General features: G+C 48.7%; 16 protein-coding genes. 8 read left to right on the forward strand and 8 right to left on the reverse strand.

Features of this window, described 5'->3' with window-relative positions; genetic code table 11:
• Window positions 1-2: 2 nt before the first annotated feature.
• From ACQ661_RS02085 to ACQ661_RS02100, 4 genes are all read left to right on the forward strand, one after another.
• The gene (locus ACQ661_RS02085) at window positions 3-584 is read left to right on the forward strand and encodes an RNA polymerase sigma factor (RefSeq protein WP_153826024.1); all 582 of its coding nucleotides are present in this window, start codon (window positions 3-5) and stop codon (window positions 582-584) included.
• Window positions 571-939, forward strand: a complete 369-nt coding sequence (locus tag ACQ661_RS02090) for a hypothetical protein (protein WP_110075367.1) — start codon at window positions 571-573, stop codon at window positions 937-939. Before ACQ661_RS02085 ends, ACQ661_RS02090 begins: the two co-directional genes overlap by 14 nt.
• 1 nt (window position 940) lies before the next feature.
• Entirely contained in the window at window positions 941-1798 is an 858-nt protein-coding gene (locus tag ACQ661_RS02095) for a hypothetical protein (RefSeq protein ID WP_431667455.1), read from the forward strand.
• A gap of 81 nt (window positions 1799-1879) precedes the next feature.
• Complete coding sequence (locus ACQ661_RS02100) at window positions 1880-3277, forward strand: alkaline phosphatase (protein WP_153826023.1); 1398 nt, start codon at window positions 1880-1882, stop codon at window positions 3275-3277.
• A 9-nt stretch (window positions 3278-3286) separates the two neighbouring features.
• Here the strand turns inward: ACQ661_RS02100 and asnB are convergent, their stop codons facing one another.
• From asnB to ACQ661_RS02125, 5 genes are read right to left on the reverse strand one after another with little or no spacing between them, the layout of a single operon-like run.
• Window positions 3287-5299 (reverse strand): asparagine synthase (glutamine-hydrolyzing), encoded by a 2013-nt coding sequence (gene asnB / locus ACQ661_RS02105; protein WP_431667456.1) that lies wholly within the window; start codon window positions 5297-5299, stop codon window positions 3287-3289.
• A gap of 15 nt (window positions 5300-5314) precedes the next feature.
• Entirely contained in the window at window positions 5315-6379 is a 1065-nt protein-coding gene (locus ACQ661_RS02110) for an aspartate/ornithine carbamoyltransferase family protein (RefSeq protein ID WP_431667457.1), read from the reverse strand.
• Window positions 6380-6412: 33 nt separating this feature from the next.
• Window positions 6413-6535, reverse strand: a complete 123-nt coding sequence (locus ACQ661_RS02115; RefSeq protein ID WP_257119960.1) for a hypothetical protein — start codon at window positions 6533-6535, stop codon at window positions 6413-6415.
• Between the two features lie 6 nt (window positions 6536-6541).
• Window positions 6542-7966, reverse strand: coding sequence for a sodium:solute symporter family transporter (locus ACQ661_RS02120; RefSeq protein ID WP_431667459.1), 1425 nt, complete (start codon window positions 7964-7966; stop codon window positions 6542-6544).
• The gene (locus tag ACQ661_RS02125) at window positions 7966-8490 is read right to left on the reverse strand and encodes a hypothetical protein (RefSeq protein ID WP_431667460.1); all 525 of its coding nucleotides are present in this window, start codon (window positions 8488-8490) and stop codon (window positions 7966-7968) included. The genes ACQ661_RS02120 and ACQ661_RS02125 overlap by 1 nt, the downstream gene beginning before the upstream one ends.
• Before the next feature lie 95 nt (window positions 8491-8585).
• On the opposite strand from ACQ661_RS02125, the gene ACQ661_RS02130 reads away from it, so the two are divergent.
• Both ACQ661_RS02130 and ACQ661_RS02135 read left to right on the forward strand, forming a co-directional pair.
• Window positions 8586-9017, forward strand: a complete 432-nt coding sequence (locus ACQ661_RS02130; RefSeq protein WP_110075374.1) for a 2-amino-4-hydroxy-6-hydroxymethyldihydropteridine diphosphokinase — start codon at window positions 8586-8588, stop codon at window positions 9015-9017.
• Complete coding sequence (locus ACQ661_RS02135; RefSeq protein WP_313932151.1) at window positions 9007-9741, forward strand: SDR family oxidoreductase; 735 nt, start codon at window positions 9007-9009, stop codon at window positions 9739-9741. Before ACQ661_RS02130 ends, ACQ661_RS02135 begins: the two co-directional genes overlap by 11 nt.
• Window positions 9742-9781: 40 nt before the next feature.
• On the opposite strand, the gene acnA is transcribed toward ACQ661_RS02135, so the two are convergent.
• Complete coding sequence (gene acnA / locus ACQ661_RS02140) at window positions 9782-12463, reverse strand: aconitate hydratase AcnA (RefSeq protein ID WP_431667461.1); 2682 nt, start codon at window positions 12461-12463, stop codon at window positions 9782-9784.
• A 276-nt stretch (window positions 12464-12739) separates the two neighbouring features.
• Between acnA and ACQ661_RS02145 the strand changes: the two genes are divergently transcribed.
• Window positions 12740-13627: a diguanylate cyclase domain-containing protein gene (locus ACQ661_RS02145; protein WP_431667462.1), complete on the forward strand. Its 888-nt coding sequence runs from the start codon at window positions 12740-12742 to the stop codon at window positions 13625-13627.
• Between the two features lie 125 nt (window positions 13628-13752).
• The gene (tesB, locus tag ACQ661_RS02150) at window positions 13753-14619 is read left to right on the forward strand and encodes an acyl-CoA thioesterase II (RefSeq protein ID WP_369742439.1); all 867 of its coding nucleotides are present in this window, start codon (window positions 13753-13755) and stop codon (window positions 14617-14619) included.
• A gap of 86 nt (window positions 14620-14705) precedes the next feature.
• On the opposite strand, the gene ACQ661_RS02155 is transcribed toward tesB, so the two are convergent.
• Together ACQ661_RS02155 and udk are read right to left on the reverse strand one after the other, a co-directional pair.
• Window positions 14706-15953 carry a NupC/NupG family nucleoside CNT transporter gene (locus ACQ661_RS02155; RefSeq protein ID WP_153826015.1) on the reverse strand — a complete coding sequence of 416 codons (1248 nt, stop codon included), beginning with the start codon at window positions 15951-15953 and terminating at the stop codon, window positions 14706-14708.
• A gap of 21 nt (window positions 15954-15974) precedes the next feature.
• Window positions 15975-16607 (reverse strand): uridine kinase, encoded by a 633-nt coding sequence (gene udk, locus ACQ661_RS02160; RefSeq protein WP_162014488.1) that lies wholly within the window; start codon window positions 16605-16607, stop codon window positions 15975-15977.
• Window positions 16608-16737 lie beyond the last annotated feature (130 nt).

Here is a 16737-nt window from a genome sequence, read left to right on the forward strand (position 1 = left end):
CCATGAGCGCAACAGGGTTTGGTCAACCGGTTAGTGTCACGCTGGTGCAAGCTGCTCAGCGTGGCCAAAACACCGCCCAGCGGCAGTTATTTGAGCAATTTCAACGGCCCGTACTGCAAACCCTGTTTGGCTTGTGTCATGACCGTGAGCAAGCCAAAGATTGGGCGCAAGAAGTCTTTCTGCAAGCCTTTGCAAAGCTACCCCAACTACGTGAGCCACAAGCTTTTGGCGGCTGGTTGAAAAAGTCTGCAATAAATTATGCCCTCGCACAACTTAGAAAGCAGCATCTTGATCTAGACCTCGACAGCGACTATCAGCAACTGCTTGATACTAACGCAGACCCCAGCCAAACCACCGACTGGCACAGTTTTGGTGAGTTAGAAAACATTCTGCCAGTATTAACTGCTGCCGAACGCAGCTTAGTATGGTTATACTTAGTAGAAGACTATAATCATAATGAGTTAGCTGCCATGTTTGATACCAATGCTGCTACCGTGCGTAAAAGGTATCAACGCGCCCTAGAAAAATTGCGCCAAGCACAGCAATTCGATGCACCCACAGGAGGCCCCAATGACGTCTCGTGAAGAGCAACAGCTGAAGCAACAACTACGCCAATGGTCGGCCCAGCAAACCGCTGATTTGCACCTGACTTGGCCTAAGCCACGCCGGCGCCAACTTACCTTAGCTCGCTGGCCCTGGTTATTGTTGCCGACTGCGGCCACACTGGCCTGGTTTTGGTTAGCCGGACCCTACCATCAACAAATGATCCCAGCGACCGCTCCAGCAAGCTCACAACAACCGATGCTGCTGGCTGCCGACTATCAACTAGAAACCATGGATCGGCAAATTCAACAAGCGGTGTTGGCAGAGGCCGACAGCGCCACCATTGAGCAACTTTTAGCCGCTCGTAACAGCATGTTGACTAGGGACGCTTGGTAAGATGACTGCTTATTATCGCTTGGTTGTAGTTACCCTCACTTTGTTACTTGCAGTTTGCTTTATGGCTTTAGCTGGTACCGCGGCAGCGGCCCAGCAAAGCGAAGAACAGATCCGCCAGCAGGCACGTGATACCGCTATTGCCGCGAGTAAACTCTATGGTTCACAGCCAGCCGTATTATTGCAGGAACCGCCGCGTAGCTATATTGATTGGGGTGCGGTGTTGCGCACCAACGGTACCGTTTTGGTGGTGCGTAGCAACAGCATGGCCGCTCAATTAGGTTTGCAACAAGGCGATGTCGTACAGCAGGTCGATGATTTAGTGTTGACGGAAGTTGGTTTAGATGCGGTGTTAGGTTATCTAGAAAGTTTGGAGCATCAGCAGCAGGTCACCCTACAAGTGCTGCGCCAACAACAAAGCATCACCCTCTCGGGTCCAGCCCAAGCTACCTTGATCCCCGGCTGGCGGTTGATTGTTGATCATCAGTTTAATGAGCTCAACCTTACCACTAACCAAAGTAAGGTGTGTGGACGCATTAGCGTATTTCAACAACCACCAGCCGCACACGACTTGTATGCTGTGCTAATTACTCGTATTAATAACCGTAGCATTGATGCACAAACGGCAGTGGTGCAATTAAGTCCTGGTACCTATCAAATCGAGCTGATGGAATTGATTGCCAGCAAAGACTTTCGTCGTTATCGGCAACAACCGCGCACGCAGACCTTTAGTTTAGAGGTGGCTGCCAATACCACGTACCATCTTGGTGCGCAGTATCCGTTAGCTGTGATCGATGATAACAGCCACGATTGGCTACCCAAAGTGTGGAAGCGAACGCAGCGCCAATGCACCGCCCAGTAACTGAACCTTAGCTTGTCATTAAGCTGTCATAGCTAAGTTTTAAGCTTTACTATTAAACCTGCTTTATTTTTAGGAGTTGTTATGAAGTTTTCGGCCCCCGCGGTTAAATTTGGTCGCCTTGCCAGTAGTATTGCCGCCGCCCTGGTACTCAGCGCATGTGCTAACCAGCCAGCAACTGACGGCAATAGCGCAGCAGCTAATGTAACGGCTACAAGCTCCGGTGCACCTAATATTATTTTCATGATTGGTGACGGTATGGGGTTTGAATACATTTCAGCCTATCGCTATGCCATGAGTGAACTTGGTGCCGGCGAGCTAGCAGCAACTCCTTTTGATGATCTGTTAACCGGCGCCGCAACCACCTATCCTGATGACGATACTTGGGTAACCGACTCAGCTGCCAGCGCAACTGCCCTTGCTACAGGTGTGAAAAGCTACAATGGTGCGATTGGGATTGATGCGCAAAAAAATCCACAACAAACGCTGATGGAAAAAGCTCGTGAACATGGCTGGGGCACAGGTGCTGTCGCTACCGTTCAAGTCAACCATGCCACACCAGCTAGCTTTTTTACCCATCACCCTTCACGAAATCAATATAACGAGATTGCCGATAGCTATGCCAGCCAAGTCACTAACGGTGGCTGGAGCTTTGATGTGTTGTTAGGTGGCGGCTATCAGTATTTTCATCGGGATGATAAAAACTGGCTGCCGCAGTTGCAGCAGCAAGGTTTGAGTATCCTTACCGATGCCTCTGAACTGGATCAACAACAGCAACTGCCGGTATTAGGCTTGTTTGCTGACAAAGCCTTACCTTTCGCCATCGATGATAAGCCTGGCCGCCTTGCTCACATGACCAGTCAAGCCTTACGCTTACTCACCGAGCAAAGCCAGCAAACCAACAAGCCGTTTGCCTTGATGGTAGAAGGCAGCATGATTGACTGGTGTGGGCATGCCAACGATATCGCTTGTGCGGTGCATGAGATGGCCGATTTTGCCGCCGCAGTAGAGGTTGTTCGTGAGTACCTAGCGCAGCACCCGAATACCCTATTAGTGATTACTGCCGACCATTCAACCGGTGGTTTAACCCTAGGCCAAGGCGGTGAATACGCATGGCATTCAGAACAGGTTATGGGCATTACTGCTTCGTTAGAGCAAATGACCAAGCAATTATTGCAACTACCGCGTGAGCAATGGCGCGATTATCTAGCCCCGATCCTGAACTTACCGGTAACGGAACAACAATGGCAGCAGCTAGAGCAAGTGCAGATTGACGACTCATTGCGTGGCCGCGATCGGCAATATCCGCTAGGTAAGGTATTGGTGCAAATCATTAGCGAACACACTCGCACCGGCTGGACCACCACCGGTCACACCGCGGTTGATGTTCCGGTGATGGCAACCGGCCCTGGTGCCGATGCCTTCCGTGGCTATTTAGACAACACCGAGTTAGCTCAAGCATTGCTGCAGCTGGTACGCTAACCTAACTGCTTAAGCATGCCAGCCTAGCTCATCTGCCCGTTGCTGAGCTAGGGCTGGCACATCAGTTTTTATAAAGTGATGATGCATGATCTGCACCCCGAGCAGATGATTAATAAGGGCATCTAACTGTACTTTTTCATCGATAGGCACCTGCTCTGATTCGTGTCGCTGAAACACTTCTTGTACCTGTTGATAATCCAGTAACCCCGCTTCCGCAATAGCTTCAGCTGATAAATAGTGCTGCGCCAGCTTTAATACCGCCTGCCATTTAGCTGGATCTGTGTGCGCCGGCGGCGCCATAAAGGCAAATTTCTCGCGCTTATACAATACCTCGGGCAAGAGTCCCTTCATTGCTTCACGCAACACATACTTTTCTTTATTGCCTTTGATACGCAAGTGCGGCGGTACCTTGAATGCATACTCCGCCAAATGATGGTCTAAGAACGCTGGCCGTGCTTCCATCGAGTGAGCCATATCAACTCGGTCTCCGCCCCAAGTTAAAATCTGCCCTTCTAACATGGTCTTGATCCACACATATTGTGCTCTATCCAGTGGATGACGACCTTGTAACATGGTTTCATCTAAGGTCTCAGCAATAGCTTTACCAGCATCATAATCTTCTAAATGCTGCCTTCTAGCTGCCGCAATTAATGGCAAAGCTTGTTCACCACAACTTAACCAAGGCTGCACACAACTCGGAGTAAAGCCCATTTTAGCGTTGAAGGCTGGGCTAATGAATTCTTCACGCGCTAACATGGCGCCTTTAAAGAGTTGATTATTTTTCTCTAACAACTGCTGCCAGGCTTGCCGCTCCGACTCAGGGAGATGATCGAGCCCGTGCAAGAACATATCTTTACGAAACGCAGGATATCCGGCAAACAACTCATCAGAGCCCTCACCTGTTAACACCACCTTATAGCCCACCTGATTAACTTGCTGGCTCATAAGGTACTTAGCCACCCCAAGGGTGTTATAAATGGTTCGTTCGGTATGCCAGATGGTGGCGACAAAATGGTCATACAAATCATCGCTATTTAGCCGCATAATATGATGCTCGGCACCGGTGGCGGCGGCCATTTCTTCGGCAATAGGCGTTTCATCGTAAGCGTCGGCGTCAAACCCAATGGTAAAAGCCTTGATCGGATGCTGACTGGCGGCTGCTGATAAGCCTAAAATAGCACAGCTATCAATCCCGCCCGACAAATAGCATCCCACCGGCACATCTGCCGTTAAACGATGCTGAACCGCCTCGAGCAAGTGCTTGCGAACCCCATCAATGTATTCTTGTTCGTTCACCTCAGCGCCCGGATAATCACGCTCTAGCGGAAAATTCACATCCCAATAGCAGTGCGAAGAAATATCCAGTTGCCCATGGCGTCGTTTGATTTTTACCACATGCCCCGGAGGCACTTGATAGACCCCTTGAAAGGCCGTAGTGCCTGGCACCATCACTTGGATTAACTGGTGATACAGGCCTTCGTCGGAAAACTCTCGAGTGACTTCTGGGTGGGCAAACAGCACTTTTAACTCAGATCCAAACACCACGCCGGTCTCTGTCATGGTGTAATACAAGGGTTTGATGCCAAAGCGGTCGCGCACAAGATAGAGACAATCTTCGGTTTGATCGTACAAACTAAAAGCAAACTCGCCCCGCAAGTGCGTCAGCGTTTCAGCTAAACCATAGGCTTGGTAGAGATGCAGTACAATTTCTGAATCACTTTTACTCTGAAAACGAGCCCCTGCTGCAGTTAATTCCGCTCGAATTCTTTTAAAATCATAGAATTCACCATTATGGGCTAATAGCAAGTTACCGTCTGTAGAGACAAATGGCTGGCGCCCACGCTGTTCATTGAGGTCGATAATAGACAACCGCGCGTGGCTAAAACCGACGCCCGTGTCTTTCAAAATTTGGTAACCAAAACCATCTGGACCACGATGGTGCATGATGGCGGCCATATTGACCAAGGTTTGCGGCTGTGGTGCTTGGCCATGCTGATTAAAAATTCCGGCTATTCCACACATACAACTCTCCTTGCGTTAGACAACATCAATCACTCGCTCAGCACGCTCTACCATGCAGGTCAGCAACGCCATACGTAAAAATACCGCCCCTCGAGCTTGGCTAAAGTACCAATTGTGCGGGGTATGATCCAACTCTGTTGAAAGCTCTTCGCCGCGGGCTAACGGATGTAAAATAATCGCATCCGCTTTAAGTGGCGACTTAGCATGTAAATGAAAAGCATCACCGTAGGTATGAAAAGTATCGCCCTCCCACGAGATAGCATTGATGTAAACCACATCGAGGCTGGGTAAACAATCGTTGAGCTCGGTGCTCGTGGTCACCTTGATGCCGCGTTGCGTTAATTGCTCTCGTTGCCCCGGCGCAAAAAGCTCAGCGCTGCTGGCGGCATCATGAATAATCACCAACTCACTCACCGCATGAGCAAATACTGAGAGGCCTTTAAGCAAACTACGCACCGTGCGCATTTTATTAGGAACCCCAATCACACCGATCTTAATTTGGGCCCCCGAACGGGCATCCAACAGCTCGGGGCGCCACTTGAAGATGGCATACAAATCAGCCAGCGCTTGGGTGGGATGTTCATCTAAGCCATTGCCAGCGTTAATAATGGGGATGCGCAACGCATCCATCATTTCATACAAGGACGATTGCTGGTTATCTCTAAGCACCACACAATCCCCGTAGTTATTAAACATCTCGGCCACGTCTGCTAAAGCCTCACCTTTGGCAATACCCGTTGTAGAACGATCGGTAATCGACATGATATCGCCACCTAATCGGTGCCAAGCGCTTTCAAAGCTTAACCGCGTACGAGTACTAGGCTCATAAAAGGCACTAATCAGGATCTTATTTTGCAAAGGAGAGCTAAACCGCTTCGGATTACTTTCTATTTTAGCCGCTAGCCGAAACAGTTGCTTCATGGTGTTCTGATCGAGCTGATCGCCCGCTACTATATGTTGGTTGGCCAGTTGCAAGAGATAATCGCCATCTTCTTGAATCGCCCTCAGCAAGGCCTTGGGATGAGCGTCTCCGTACACATCCGGCCGCTTACGCTCAAACGAAATATCATTTGTATTCATAAATTTAGCTTCCTAACTTAAGATAATCTGGGGCTACCACAAGCCTTGCTGACGCCAATCGCGCACCCACAGCAACAAGAGTACTAGGGGCGCTACGGCGGCTAACACCAAGCAACTTAAAATGAGTCCTTGTAACCATTCTGCGCTTATCAACATGATGCTTTAGTCCTGTCGTTGTTGTAATAACTGCCAATCAAATCGGCTGCGGCTGCGTATCACGCCAATCATACAAATACTGCTAGATATCAAACAGGATAGTAACGCAGCTACATAGAAACCAATCAGCAGGTAACCTACTAAACCAGCACAGGTGCCAAGTAGCATGGCCGCAGTAGCGTAGCTGCCCGTTAATTTGGGTTGATATAGCCCTAGAATAATCGGCATGATGGTGCTGGCAACAAAAGCGCCAGCAAAATTAAGCAGTGCTCCCAACGTAGCTAGCTGAGGTAAGCAAAGCAGCCAAGTTAAAATACCCAAGGCCACAATACTGTAGCGATTAACCTTTAATAATTGCTGATCATTGGCTTGTGGCCGCAGTTGCTGTTGATAGACATCACGAGTAAGTAAATCTGCGCTAGCGGCAAGCAAGGAGTCTAAGCTCGAGGCCAGGGCTGAAAAGACCACCACAAATACCACCACGGCCCCTACTTTGCCCAATACTGCCGCTGCTACCATTGGGCCAACCATGTCTGCCGATGGCGGGAAAATGCCGAGCTGTGGCGCCGCTAAGGCAATAAAGCCGGTGACTATGGGGATCGGTAGCCACAACAAGCCACCCAATACGAACGCCTTAGCGCCAACCTGACTCTTGAATGATAGTGCCCGTGTCCACCACACGTTTGAGTGAAAAATCTCGCCCAAACCGAAAAAAATATTATTAAACAAAAACATGATTGCTGCGGGGAACAGCAGATCTAATAATTGCGGGTGCTGCTGCGTTAACTGTTCGTGCACGCTCGTAACGCTCACTTGGGTTAGCAATAGCCCTGCTACCACCACCACACCGATAATAATGATGACTGCTTGCACAAAATCTGTAGCTATCACCGCTTTAAAACCGCCAAACAGGGTGTAACCGACGCAGATCACCAAAATAGCTGTCATCCCCAGATGGTAATCAAGACCGCTGAGTGCCTGCAGGAGGATGCCACCGGCCATGCCCAAACTGACCAACCAGGCAAGGGCATAAACCGCAGAAATGACTAAGAATAGATACCAGGCCGGTTTGCCGTAGCGGCTGCGAACAAAATCACCAGCGGTATAACCACCGGGCATGAGTTGCTTTATCCGTTTTGCTAAGGGCGCAAACAGCAACAGGCCGAGCGCTGCAAAAGAATAGCCAACCATGCCCCACACCCCAAACTGATAGGTTAACTGCGGTGCTACCAGAGTAGTGTTACTGGTCACCCAAGTAGCCATGGCGGTAGCAGCAGCCAAGGCCAGCCCTACTTGTCGCCCAGCCAAGGCAAAATCTTCATGGCTACGGTTGCTGCGCCCCAACCAATAGCCGAAAGCTATCCAACCTAAACCAAATAGCACCACCAGCGTTAAGCCGAGTTGCGGAGTGAGGGCATAAGCACTGCTCATTAAGGCTCCTCGGTAGCGTTAGCGGAGCGATAGGCTCCCTTTACAATCACCACCACCACTATCACGAACAGCCCTAATCCCAAGCTGAATAAGCTCAGGGCTTGCCATAACGGGTAGTGATCTACTTGTACCTTCACCACGTTACTGTAGTTGTTATTGCTAGCTCGCAAGCGAAAATAGTAAGTGCCGTTGGCAAAGCCAGACAAGGTCAGTTGTTGGGTGTTAGCCGGCCAAGGGTAAAGTGCTAGCGGTTGCTGGTTGTTTAACTGGGTAGCGGTAGGTGCTGCGGACCACCGCTCTAACTGCCAGGTTGTGGCTGCAGGAGCGGTATTACTACGCAACACAAAATAACCTTCTTTGCTCATCTCTACACTGGTGAGCTCAAGGGCGTTAGGTTCAGCGAGCAGGCTAGCTTTGGAGTTAGCACTGGCGGGTCCCGCCTGCATCAGCGACAATAGTAGCGCTAGCAGCGTGATAGAGAAAAATAACTCAATAATAAAGCGCTTGGTTGTTGGTTGCGGCACTCGTCCTTCCCGTAGCTCTTTGTTACAGGCTAGCAAGTGCAGAAAATCATTGCAACTTGGGGTATGCTCACAGCAATCGTGACGTAAGGATTAGCATGAATCGAATCTATCTTTGTAGTATGGGGGCCAATTTAGCTCCTGAGCAGAATTTTAAATTAGCCAAGCAGCAGCTAACCACCCTAGGCGAGGCTTGGTATTCGGCAGCCTTGTATACCCAGCCGGTGGCGATTGAAACCGACCATGAATTCTTAAATGCGTTGCTGCTATTACGCACCAGTTATAACCCCGAACAACTTAAGCAGCAGTTTAATGCGATTGAAACCAGTTTAGGTCGAGACCGCACCGACCCAAACTGTAGCCATAAAGATCGGCCGATGGATTTAGATATATTAGGTGAACTGCAAGCACCAACCACAGCAACGCATCAGCAAGTATGGCAACAAGTGCCGGCTTATCTAGCCGATGTGGTGCCAGACTTACAACGCCAATGGCAGCAATTATATGAAGGAAAACGCCATGCCAGCTAACTCTCCTCCTCAAACACCCGTTGCTTTGATTACCGGGGCCGGCCGGCGCTTTGGTTTTACCTTAGCCAAAGCACTACTAGCCGAGGGCTACCAAGTGTTCGCCCACTATCATACCTCGCGCGACGGTATTGCCGAGCTCGAACAATTAGGAGCTGTTGGTTTGGCCGCCAACTTAGCAGACTTAAACCAAGTGTTAGCGTTAGCTGAGCAACTTAAGCAACACACCCAGCGACTTGATTTGCTCGTCAATAATGCGTCGTGCTTTTTCAACAACGCCACTGTGGATGACCAGCTAGATCATTTAACGGCTGTGTTAAATGTACACACGGCAGCGCCCTATTTGCTCATACGTGAACTGGCACCATTATTACGACAAAGCCAAAATCAGCAAGCTATGGTGCTGAATATCACCGACATCTATGTGGATAGCCCAGCCACCGACTACATCGCTTACTGTGCGGCGAAAGCGGGTTTAGCCAGCCTCACGCAGGCATTCGCCAAGCACTTAGCCCCGCACATACGAGTCAATGCTATTCAGCCTGGGCCTATTTTATTTTTACCCGAGCATGATTCAGAACATCGTCGTAAAGTATTAGCGCAAACGCCTTTGAAAGTTGAAGGAGGCCTTGAGCCCATGCTTGCGGCGGTACGTTTTTTACGCGATAACCCCTATGTTACTGGCGAATCCATAAAAGTAGACGGCGGTCGCGCGCTCAATATTTGAGCCGCTTACCACCGTCTTTCTTAACTGCAGGTGCTAGCTATTATGCCGCTAGCATCTGCCGTAGGACATAATGCAAAATACCGCCACTGCGATAGTATTGCAGCTCGTTACTGGTATCGATGCGACATTTCACCTTAAACTCAACCGTGCTGCCATCTTCTTTTGCTGCCTGCACAGTAAGCATTTGTCCGGCTTTTAGCTCATCGCTCAGGCCCAAGATGCTGATTTGCTCAGTACCATCCAATCCGTGAGCTTGCGCTCCTTCACCATCCACAAACTGTAGTGGTAACACGCCCATCCCCACCAAGTTAGAGCGATGAATACGCTCAAAGCTCTCAGCAATAACGGCTTTGACGCCCAGCAAGGTGGTACCTTTAGCTGCCCAGTCACGGCTAGAGCCGGTTCCATATTCCTTGCCAGCTAGCACCACCAAAGGTGTTTGTTCTTGTTGATAACGCATAGCGGCATCATAAATCGATAATTGCTCACCTGATGGAATATGACGGGTATATCCGCCTTCCACGCCATCTAGCATACGGTTTTTAATGCGGATATTTGCAAAAGTACCGCGCATCATCACCTCATGGTTACCGCGACGTGAACCGTACGAGTTAAAGTCTGCTGGTTTTACGCCATGCTCTTGTAGATACTTACCTGCCGGCGAGTCAGCTTTAATTGAACCCGCGGGTGAAATATGGTCCGTAGTAATTGAGTCACCAAACAAAGCGAGAACTCGCGCTTTGTTGATGTCCGTAATAGCCGCCAACGGCTGGTCAATCGCAGTAAAGTACGGCGGATTTTTCACGTAAGTTGAATCATCGCTCCATTGATAGGTTTCGCCCTCACCAATAGGAATGGCACGCCACTCTTCATCGCCTTTGAACACCTCACCGTATTCTCTGCGGAACATATCACCATCAACTAACTGCACCGCTTGTGCAATGTCATGATTGGTTGGCCAAATATCTTTCAGATAAACCGGGTTTCCGTCGTTATCTGTCCCTAAGGGCTCGCTGCTTAAATCGATGCGGGTAGTGCCTGCGAGCGCATAAGCAACCACCAAGGGCGGTGACGCCAACCAGTTTGCTTTTACATCTTGGTGGATCCGACCTTCAAAGTTTCTATTACCCGATAGCACCGAACTTACGGTTAAATTGCCAGCACGGATGGCATCAGTAATATTATCTGGTAACGGACCTGAGTTACCGATGCAAGTGGTACAACCGTAGCCTACCAAATTGAATCCAAGTTCATCTAGATATTGGGTTAATCCCGCTTTGGCAATGTAGTCAGTGACCACTTTAGAGCCTGGCGCTAACGATGATTTGACCCAAGGTTTGCGTTGCAGACCTTTCTCTCTGGCTTTTTTAGCCACCAAACCGGCCGCCATCATCACACTTGGGTTAGAGGTGTTCGTACAAGAGGTAATAGCAGCAATCACCACATCGCCATGGCTAAGTTCATAATCGGTACCTGCCACAGGTTGGGATTTTTCCGTTTCGCTCGCTTGCCCATTGCTTTCTAAGAACAAATCAAAAGCCGCACCTAATTGTGGTAAAGCAACTTTATCTTGTGGCCGTTTAGGCCCTGCTAAAGACGCTGCTACCGTGCTTAAATCAAGTTCCAAAGAGGCGGTAAAACTTGGTTCATCACCACTTTCACGCCACATGCCTTGCGCTTTAGCATAAGCTTCAACCAAAGCAATCGTATCGGCATCACGCCCTGACAATTCCAAGTAGCGCAAGGTTTCTTGATCGACCGGGAAAAAGCCACAAGTTGCACCATATTCAGGCGCCATGTTACCAATAGTGGCGCGGTCAGCCAGTGGCAAATGGTCCAAACCGGGGCCATAGAATTCAACAAACTTACCGACCACGCCATGTTTTCGTAGCATTTGCGTCACGGTAAGAACTAAATCGGTAGCGGTAACGCCTTCCGGTAAGCGTCCGGTTAATTTAAACCCAACCACCTCAGGTATCAGCATAGATACAGGCTGACCTAGCATAGCTGCTTCAGCTTCAATACCACCGACGCCCCAACCGAGTACCCCCAAACCATTAATCATGGTCGTGTGAGAGTCGGTTCCGACTAAGGTATCAGGCATCACATAGGTCTTATCGCCTTGTTGCTTGGTCCAAGCTACTTTAGCTAAATATTCTAAATTCACCTGATGGCAAATACCGGTGCCAGGCGGCACCACACGGAAGTTCTCAAACGCATGCTGGCCCCAACGTAAAAACTGATAGCGCTCAAAGTTGCGTTCCATTTCTATTTTTACGTTCTGTTTGAAGGCTTCTGCTGAGGCGTACTTATCTACCATCACCGAATGGTCAATAACCAAATCTACCGCCGATAATGGATTGATCTGATTCGGGTTCTGCCCCGCTTTAGCAACAGCATCACGCATTGCTGCCAAATCAACCACCGCTGGTACCCCAGTAAAATCTTGCATGAGCACCCGCGCTGGCCGGTACTGAATCTCACGATCTGAACTGCGTTCGTGCAACCACTTAGCAATGGCTTCAATATCAGTTTTAGTTACGGTCTCGCCATCTTCATTGCGTAGCAAGTTTTCTAATAAAACCTTCATGGAGTTAGGTAACTTGTCTATATCTGCGAGCTCGCTGAGTTGCGCGGCCGCCTTTGGTAGACTGTGATAATGATAGGTTTTACCGTTAACTTCTAAGGTACTTAAGGTGTTAAAACTGTCGTTACTCGACATGAGGCACTCCTTATCTGTAAAAACCGCTAAGCCCCGATTCAGTTGGCTTCGCTGGTTATTTTTGCAACATCCTAAAAGCCTAGCTTGAAATGATTGAATACGCTAGTCGACGTCAGTGCGCGATCACTTAAACTAAGCTACTGATATTCACTATGAAACCTTCTCATACAAAGATCAACCACCGCCCTGTTGCCTTCGACTAAAATATACCCTATAAACATGTAACTTGTGTGAACACTGGTGCACACTAACCCTGTTTGCCTCACAAAGGAACTTATGGCTACCGATATTAAAGCGTTTCAAGCACTCAGTGAATACATGGATTTGTTACTCGATGCCATTTGTGTGGTCAATCGAGCCGGTGAATTCGTCTACTTAAGCCAAGGTGCTGAACGCGTGTTTGGCCGAACGCCCCAACACATGTTGGGACAATCCATGTTTAACTTTATTCATCCGGATGACCATGAACGCACCCGCGCGGCGGCGCAGAAAATTATGGGTGGTGAAGCCCAAACTCATTTTGTTAATCGCTACCTGCGCGCCGATCAGAGTGTGGCATGGATTCAATGGTCAGCTCGGTATTTTGTCGATCGTGATCTGCGCGTTGCAGTGGCACGTGATATTACTGCGCAGCGACAGATGGAAGAGGAACGCGAACAACTGCTGCAACAGCTTGAGCTGTTAGCCTCTACCGATGCCCTTACCGGCATTGCCAATCGCCGTGCATTTTTTGAACAAGCCCGGCAGCGCCTGCGTACTAATGCGCAACTGGCAGTGATGTACCTCGATTTGAATCATTTTAAACAAATTAACGATAGATTTGGCCATGCTGGGGGCGATAAACTGATCCAGCAAGCTGCCCAACGCCTTCAGCAGAGTTTACGCAGTCACGATTTAATTGCGCGGATGGGCGGTGATGAATTTGTGGTATTAGCTGATCGTATTCAACATGCCAGTGCGGCTCAAGGTGTCGCTGAGCATCTTTATCAAGCCTTTGGTTCGCCGTTTGTCCTAGCGCAACAGCACGTTCTAGTAACTCCAAGTATTGGGATTGCGTTGTACGGCCAGCATGGCGAAACTCTTGAAGACCTCTTGCAGCATGCCGATAATGCCATGTATCAAGCTAAACAGCGCACGGACAAAAGCATTCAATTAGCTTATTAGCTACTTTTACCCTGTTGCCCTGCGGGCTATAATCACCTGCTTTAATTGATAGCCAGGCCGATGTTGTTGCGGTAGCTATCTCGTGATCAAGCGCTAATCAAGTTCGCTAAGGAAGAGAACCAACCATGAGCCAAGTATTAAGTGATTTGCTTAACCTCTTACGTTTAGAAACTATTGAACAAGGCATTTACCGGGGGCAAAGCCAAGATTTAGGATTTGGTGCTGTGTTTGGCGGTCAGGTGATTGGACAGGCATTGTCCGCAGCAAAAGAAACCTTACCTGAAGATCGGAAAATCCATTCCTTACACAGCTACTTTTTACGTCCAGGCGATGCGCATAAACCTATCGTGTATGATGTCGAAGCCATTCGTGACGGTAAGAGTTTTTCCACGCGGCGGGTACAAGCCATCCAGTTTGGCAAACCTATTTTTTATATGACAGCGTCATTTCAAATAGACGAACCGGGCTTTGAGCATCAAGATGCGATGCCGCAGGTGCCAGGTCCTGAGGGGTTAGTGTCTGATATTGATATTTATCGCGAACACGCTGACTTGATTCCAGCTAGTATTCGCAACAAATTTATTTGTGAAAAGCCGATAGAAATGCGCTTTGTCACCGCCAATAATCCATTTAAACCTCATGTCGACGAGCCGCGCCGCTATGTTTGGCTGAAAGCTAACGGCGACATGCCAAACGACCCACGGGTGCACAAATACTTATTGGCCTATGCTTCTGATTTCAATTTCTTACCTACAGCATTGCAGCCACACGGCCATAGCTTTGCTCAGCCCTACATACAGATGGCAACGATTGACCACTCCATGTGGTTTCACCAAGATTTTCGGATGGATGAATGGTTGTTGTACGCCATTGATAGCCCTCGTGCCTGTGGTGCTCGGGGGTTAGTAAGAGGTCAAATTTTCACGCGTGAGGGGTTGCTCGTGGCATCTACCATGCAAGAAGGTGTGATGCGTAAGCACCCACAAAAATAGGCTAAACCTGGGTTACGACCATAAAAAAAGACCGCTATTCGCGGTCTTTTTTGGTACTAGCTTATCGTCTCTAGCGCAGCAATTGCTTAAGCTGCGCCTAAGGTAAAGAAGAAACCAGCAATAGCCGCGCTCATCATGTTCGCTAGTGTAGCGGCCAACAGTGCTTTCATGCCTAAGCGTGCAATATCATGACGACGACTGGGCGCCATACCGCCCAAGCCACCTAATAAAATCGCAATCGAGCTAAAGTTAGCAAAGCCACAAAGCACAAAGGTGATGATCACTTGGCTATGCTCACTTAACTGATCTTGGTAATTCACAAAATCAAGATAAGCCACAAATTCATTAATGACTAACTTTTGCCCAATAAAACTACCAGCCAACTGGGCTTCATCCCAGCTTACTCCTAAAATATAAGCCACCGGTTGAAACACATAACCAAAAATCAATTGTAACGACAATTCTGGGTAGCCGAACCAGCCACCAACCCAACCAAACAGGCCATTGATTAAAGCAATTAATGCTACAAAGGCAATCAACATAGCGCCCACGTTGATAGCTAGCTGAACACCGCTAGAAGCACCTGCAGCAGCTGCATCAATCACGTTGACCGAACGCTGTTCAACCTCATCATCGGCACATTCAATGTCAGCGCCTTCAATGATGCTATCGAGATCTTCACGGGGTTTTTCGGTTTCTGGGATGATCATCTTCGCCATCAGCAAGCCCGCTGGCGCTGCCATGAAGCTCGCGGCAATCAAGTATTTCAACTCAACCCCAACCCCCGCATACCCAGCTAGCACCGAACCTGATACGGAGGCCATGCCGCCTACCATCACCGCAAATAATTCAGATTTGGTCATGCTAGCAATAAATGGGCGCACCATCATCGGCGCTTCGGTTTGTCCGACAAACACGTTTGCTGCCGCTGACATAGATTCGGGACGGCTGCTGCCGATGATCTTCTGCAAGCTACCGCCGAGAATTTTGATAATCCATTTCATGATGCCCACGTAATAGAGCACTGATATAAGTGAGGAGAAGAAAACAATCACGCTCAACACTCGAATGGCGAATACAAAGCCAAAATCAGCTGAGGCTAAACCGCCAAACATAAAGTCTATACCGGCATCGGTAAAGGCAATGATGTTAGCAACCCCAGATGCCACCGCATACAGCACGTCTTGACCGAAGGGCACGTAAAGCACAAAAGCACCTAAGGCTAATTGAATCGCAAAGGCTCCACCCACGGTGCGCCAGCGGATCTGTTTACGATTAGACGAGAATAAGTAGGCAATAAAAAGAATGATGGCGATGCCGAGAAAACTATTCATAAATATCAGGACCGTGGTTTTTTATTCAGCCAAAAGCTGGCGAATTTTAGATTTAATTAGGTCGATTGCGATTTCATTTTGACCGCCGCGAGTCACGACTAAATCAGCAAACTGCTTCGACGGTAAAATAAACTCGAAAAAGGCTGGTCGTACGGTTTCTTGGTACTGGTCAGCAACAGACTGGATAGTCCGGCCACGCTCTTCTACGTCACGAATCATGCGCCGCAGTAGGCATACATCAAGGGGGGTATCCATAAACACTGAAATATCGAACAACTTCCGTAAGTTCGGGTCATTTAGGAGTAAAATACCTTCTACCATAATGACTTTACCCGGATTAACTTTAATGGTGTCGGGCACCCGGGTGTGGGTTTTGTAACTATACTGCGGCATTTGAACCGCTTCACCATCACGCAATTGCTCTAAGTGCTTAACTAGCAACTCATGCTCAAACGCCGACGGATGATCATAGTTGGTTAGTTGGCGTTGCTCAAAGCTCAAATGGCTTTGGTCACGGTAATAGGCATCTTCAGCTAAGATAGCAATACCTTGACCGCCTAACTCTGCCACCAACTCTTGATAAACCGTTGATGCAAAGAGGCTTTTTCCTGAAGCAGAAGCGCCAGCGATGGCGATGATAGTTGTTTTTCCCACGCGTTTTTCTTTCTTTTTGCCCGACCACAGCCGGCAATTATCCTTGATTCGGCAGCTAATTGGAAGCGCTGTAACCTAGCAAGTTGTAACTGAATTAAGAGAATTTGACCAATCTTGTTACATTTTTCCC

Source organism: Pseudidiomarina sp. WS423 (assembly GCF_050750165.1).
GTDB classification, from domain to species: domain Bacteria; phylum Pseudomonadota; class Gammaproteobacteria; order Enterobacterales; family Alteromonadaceae; genus Pseudidiomarina; species Pseudidiomarina fusca.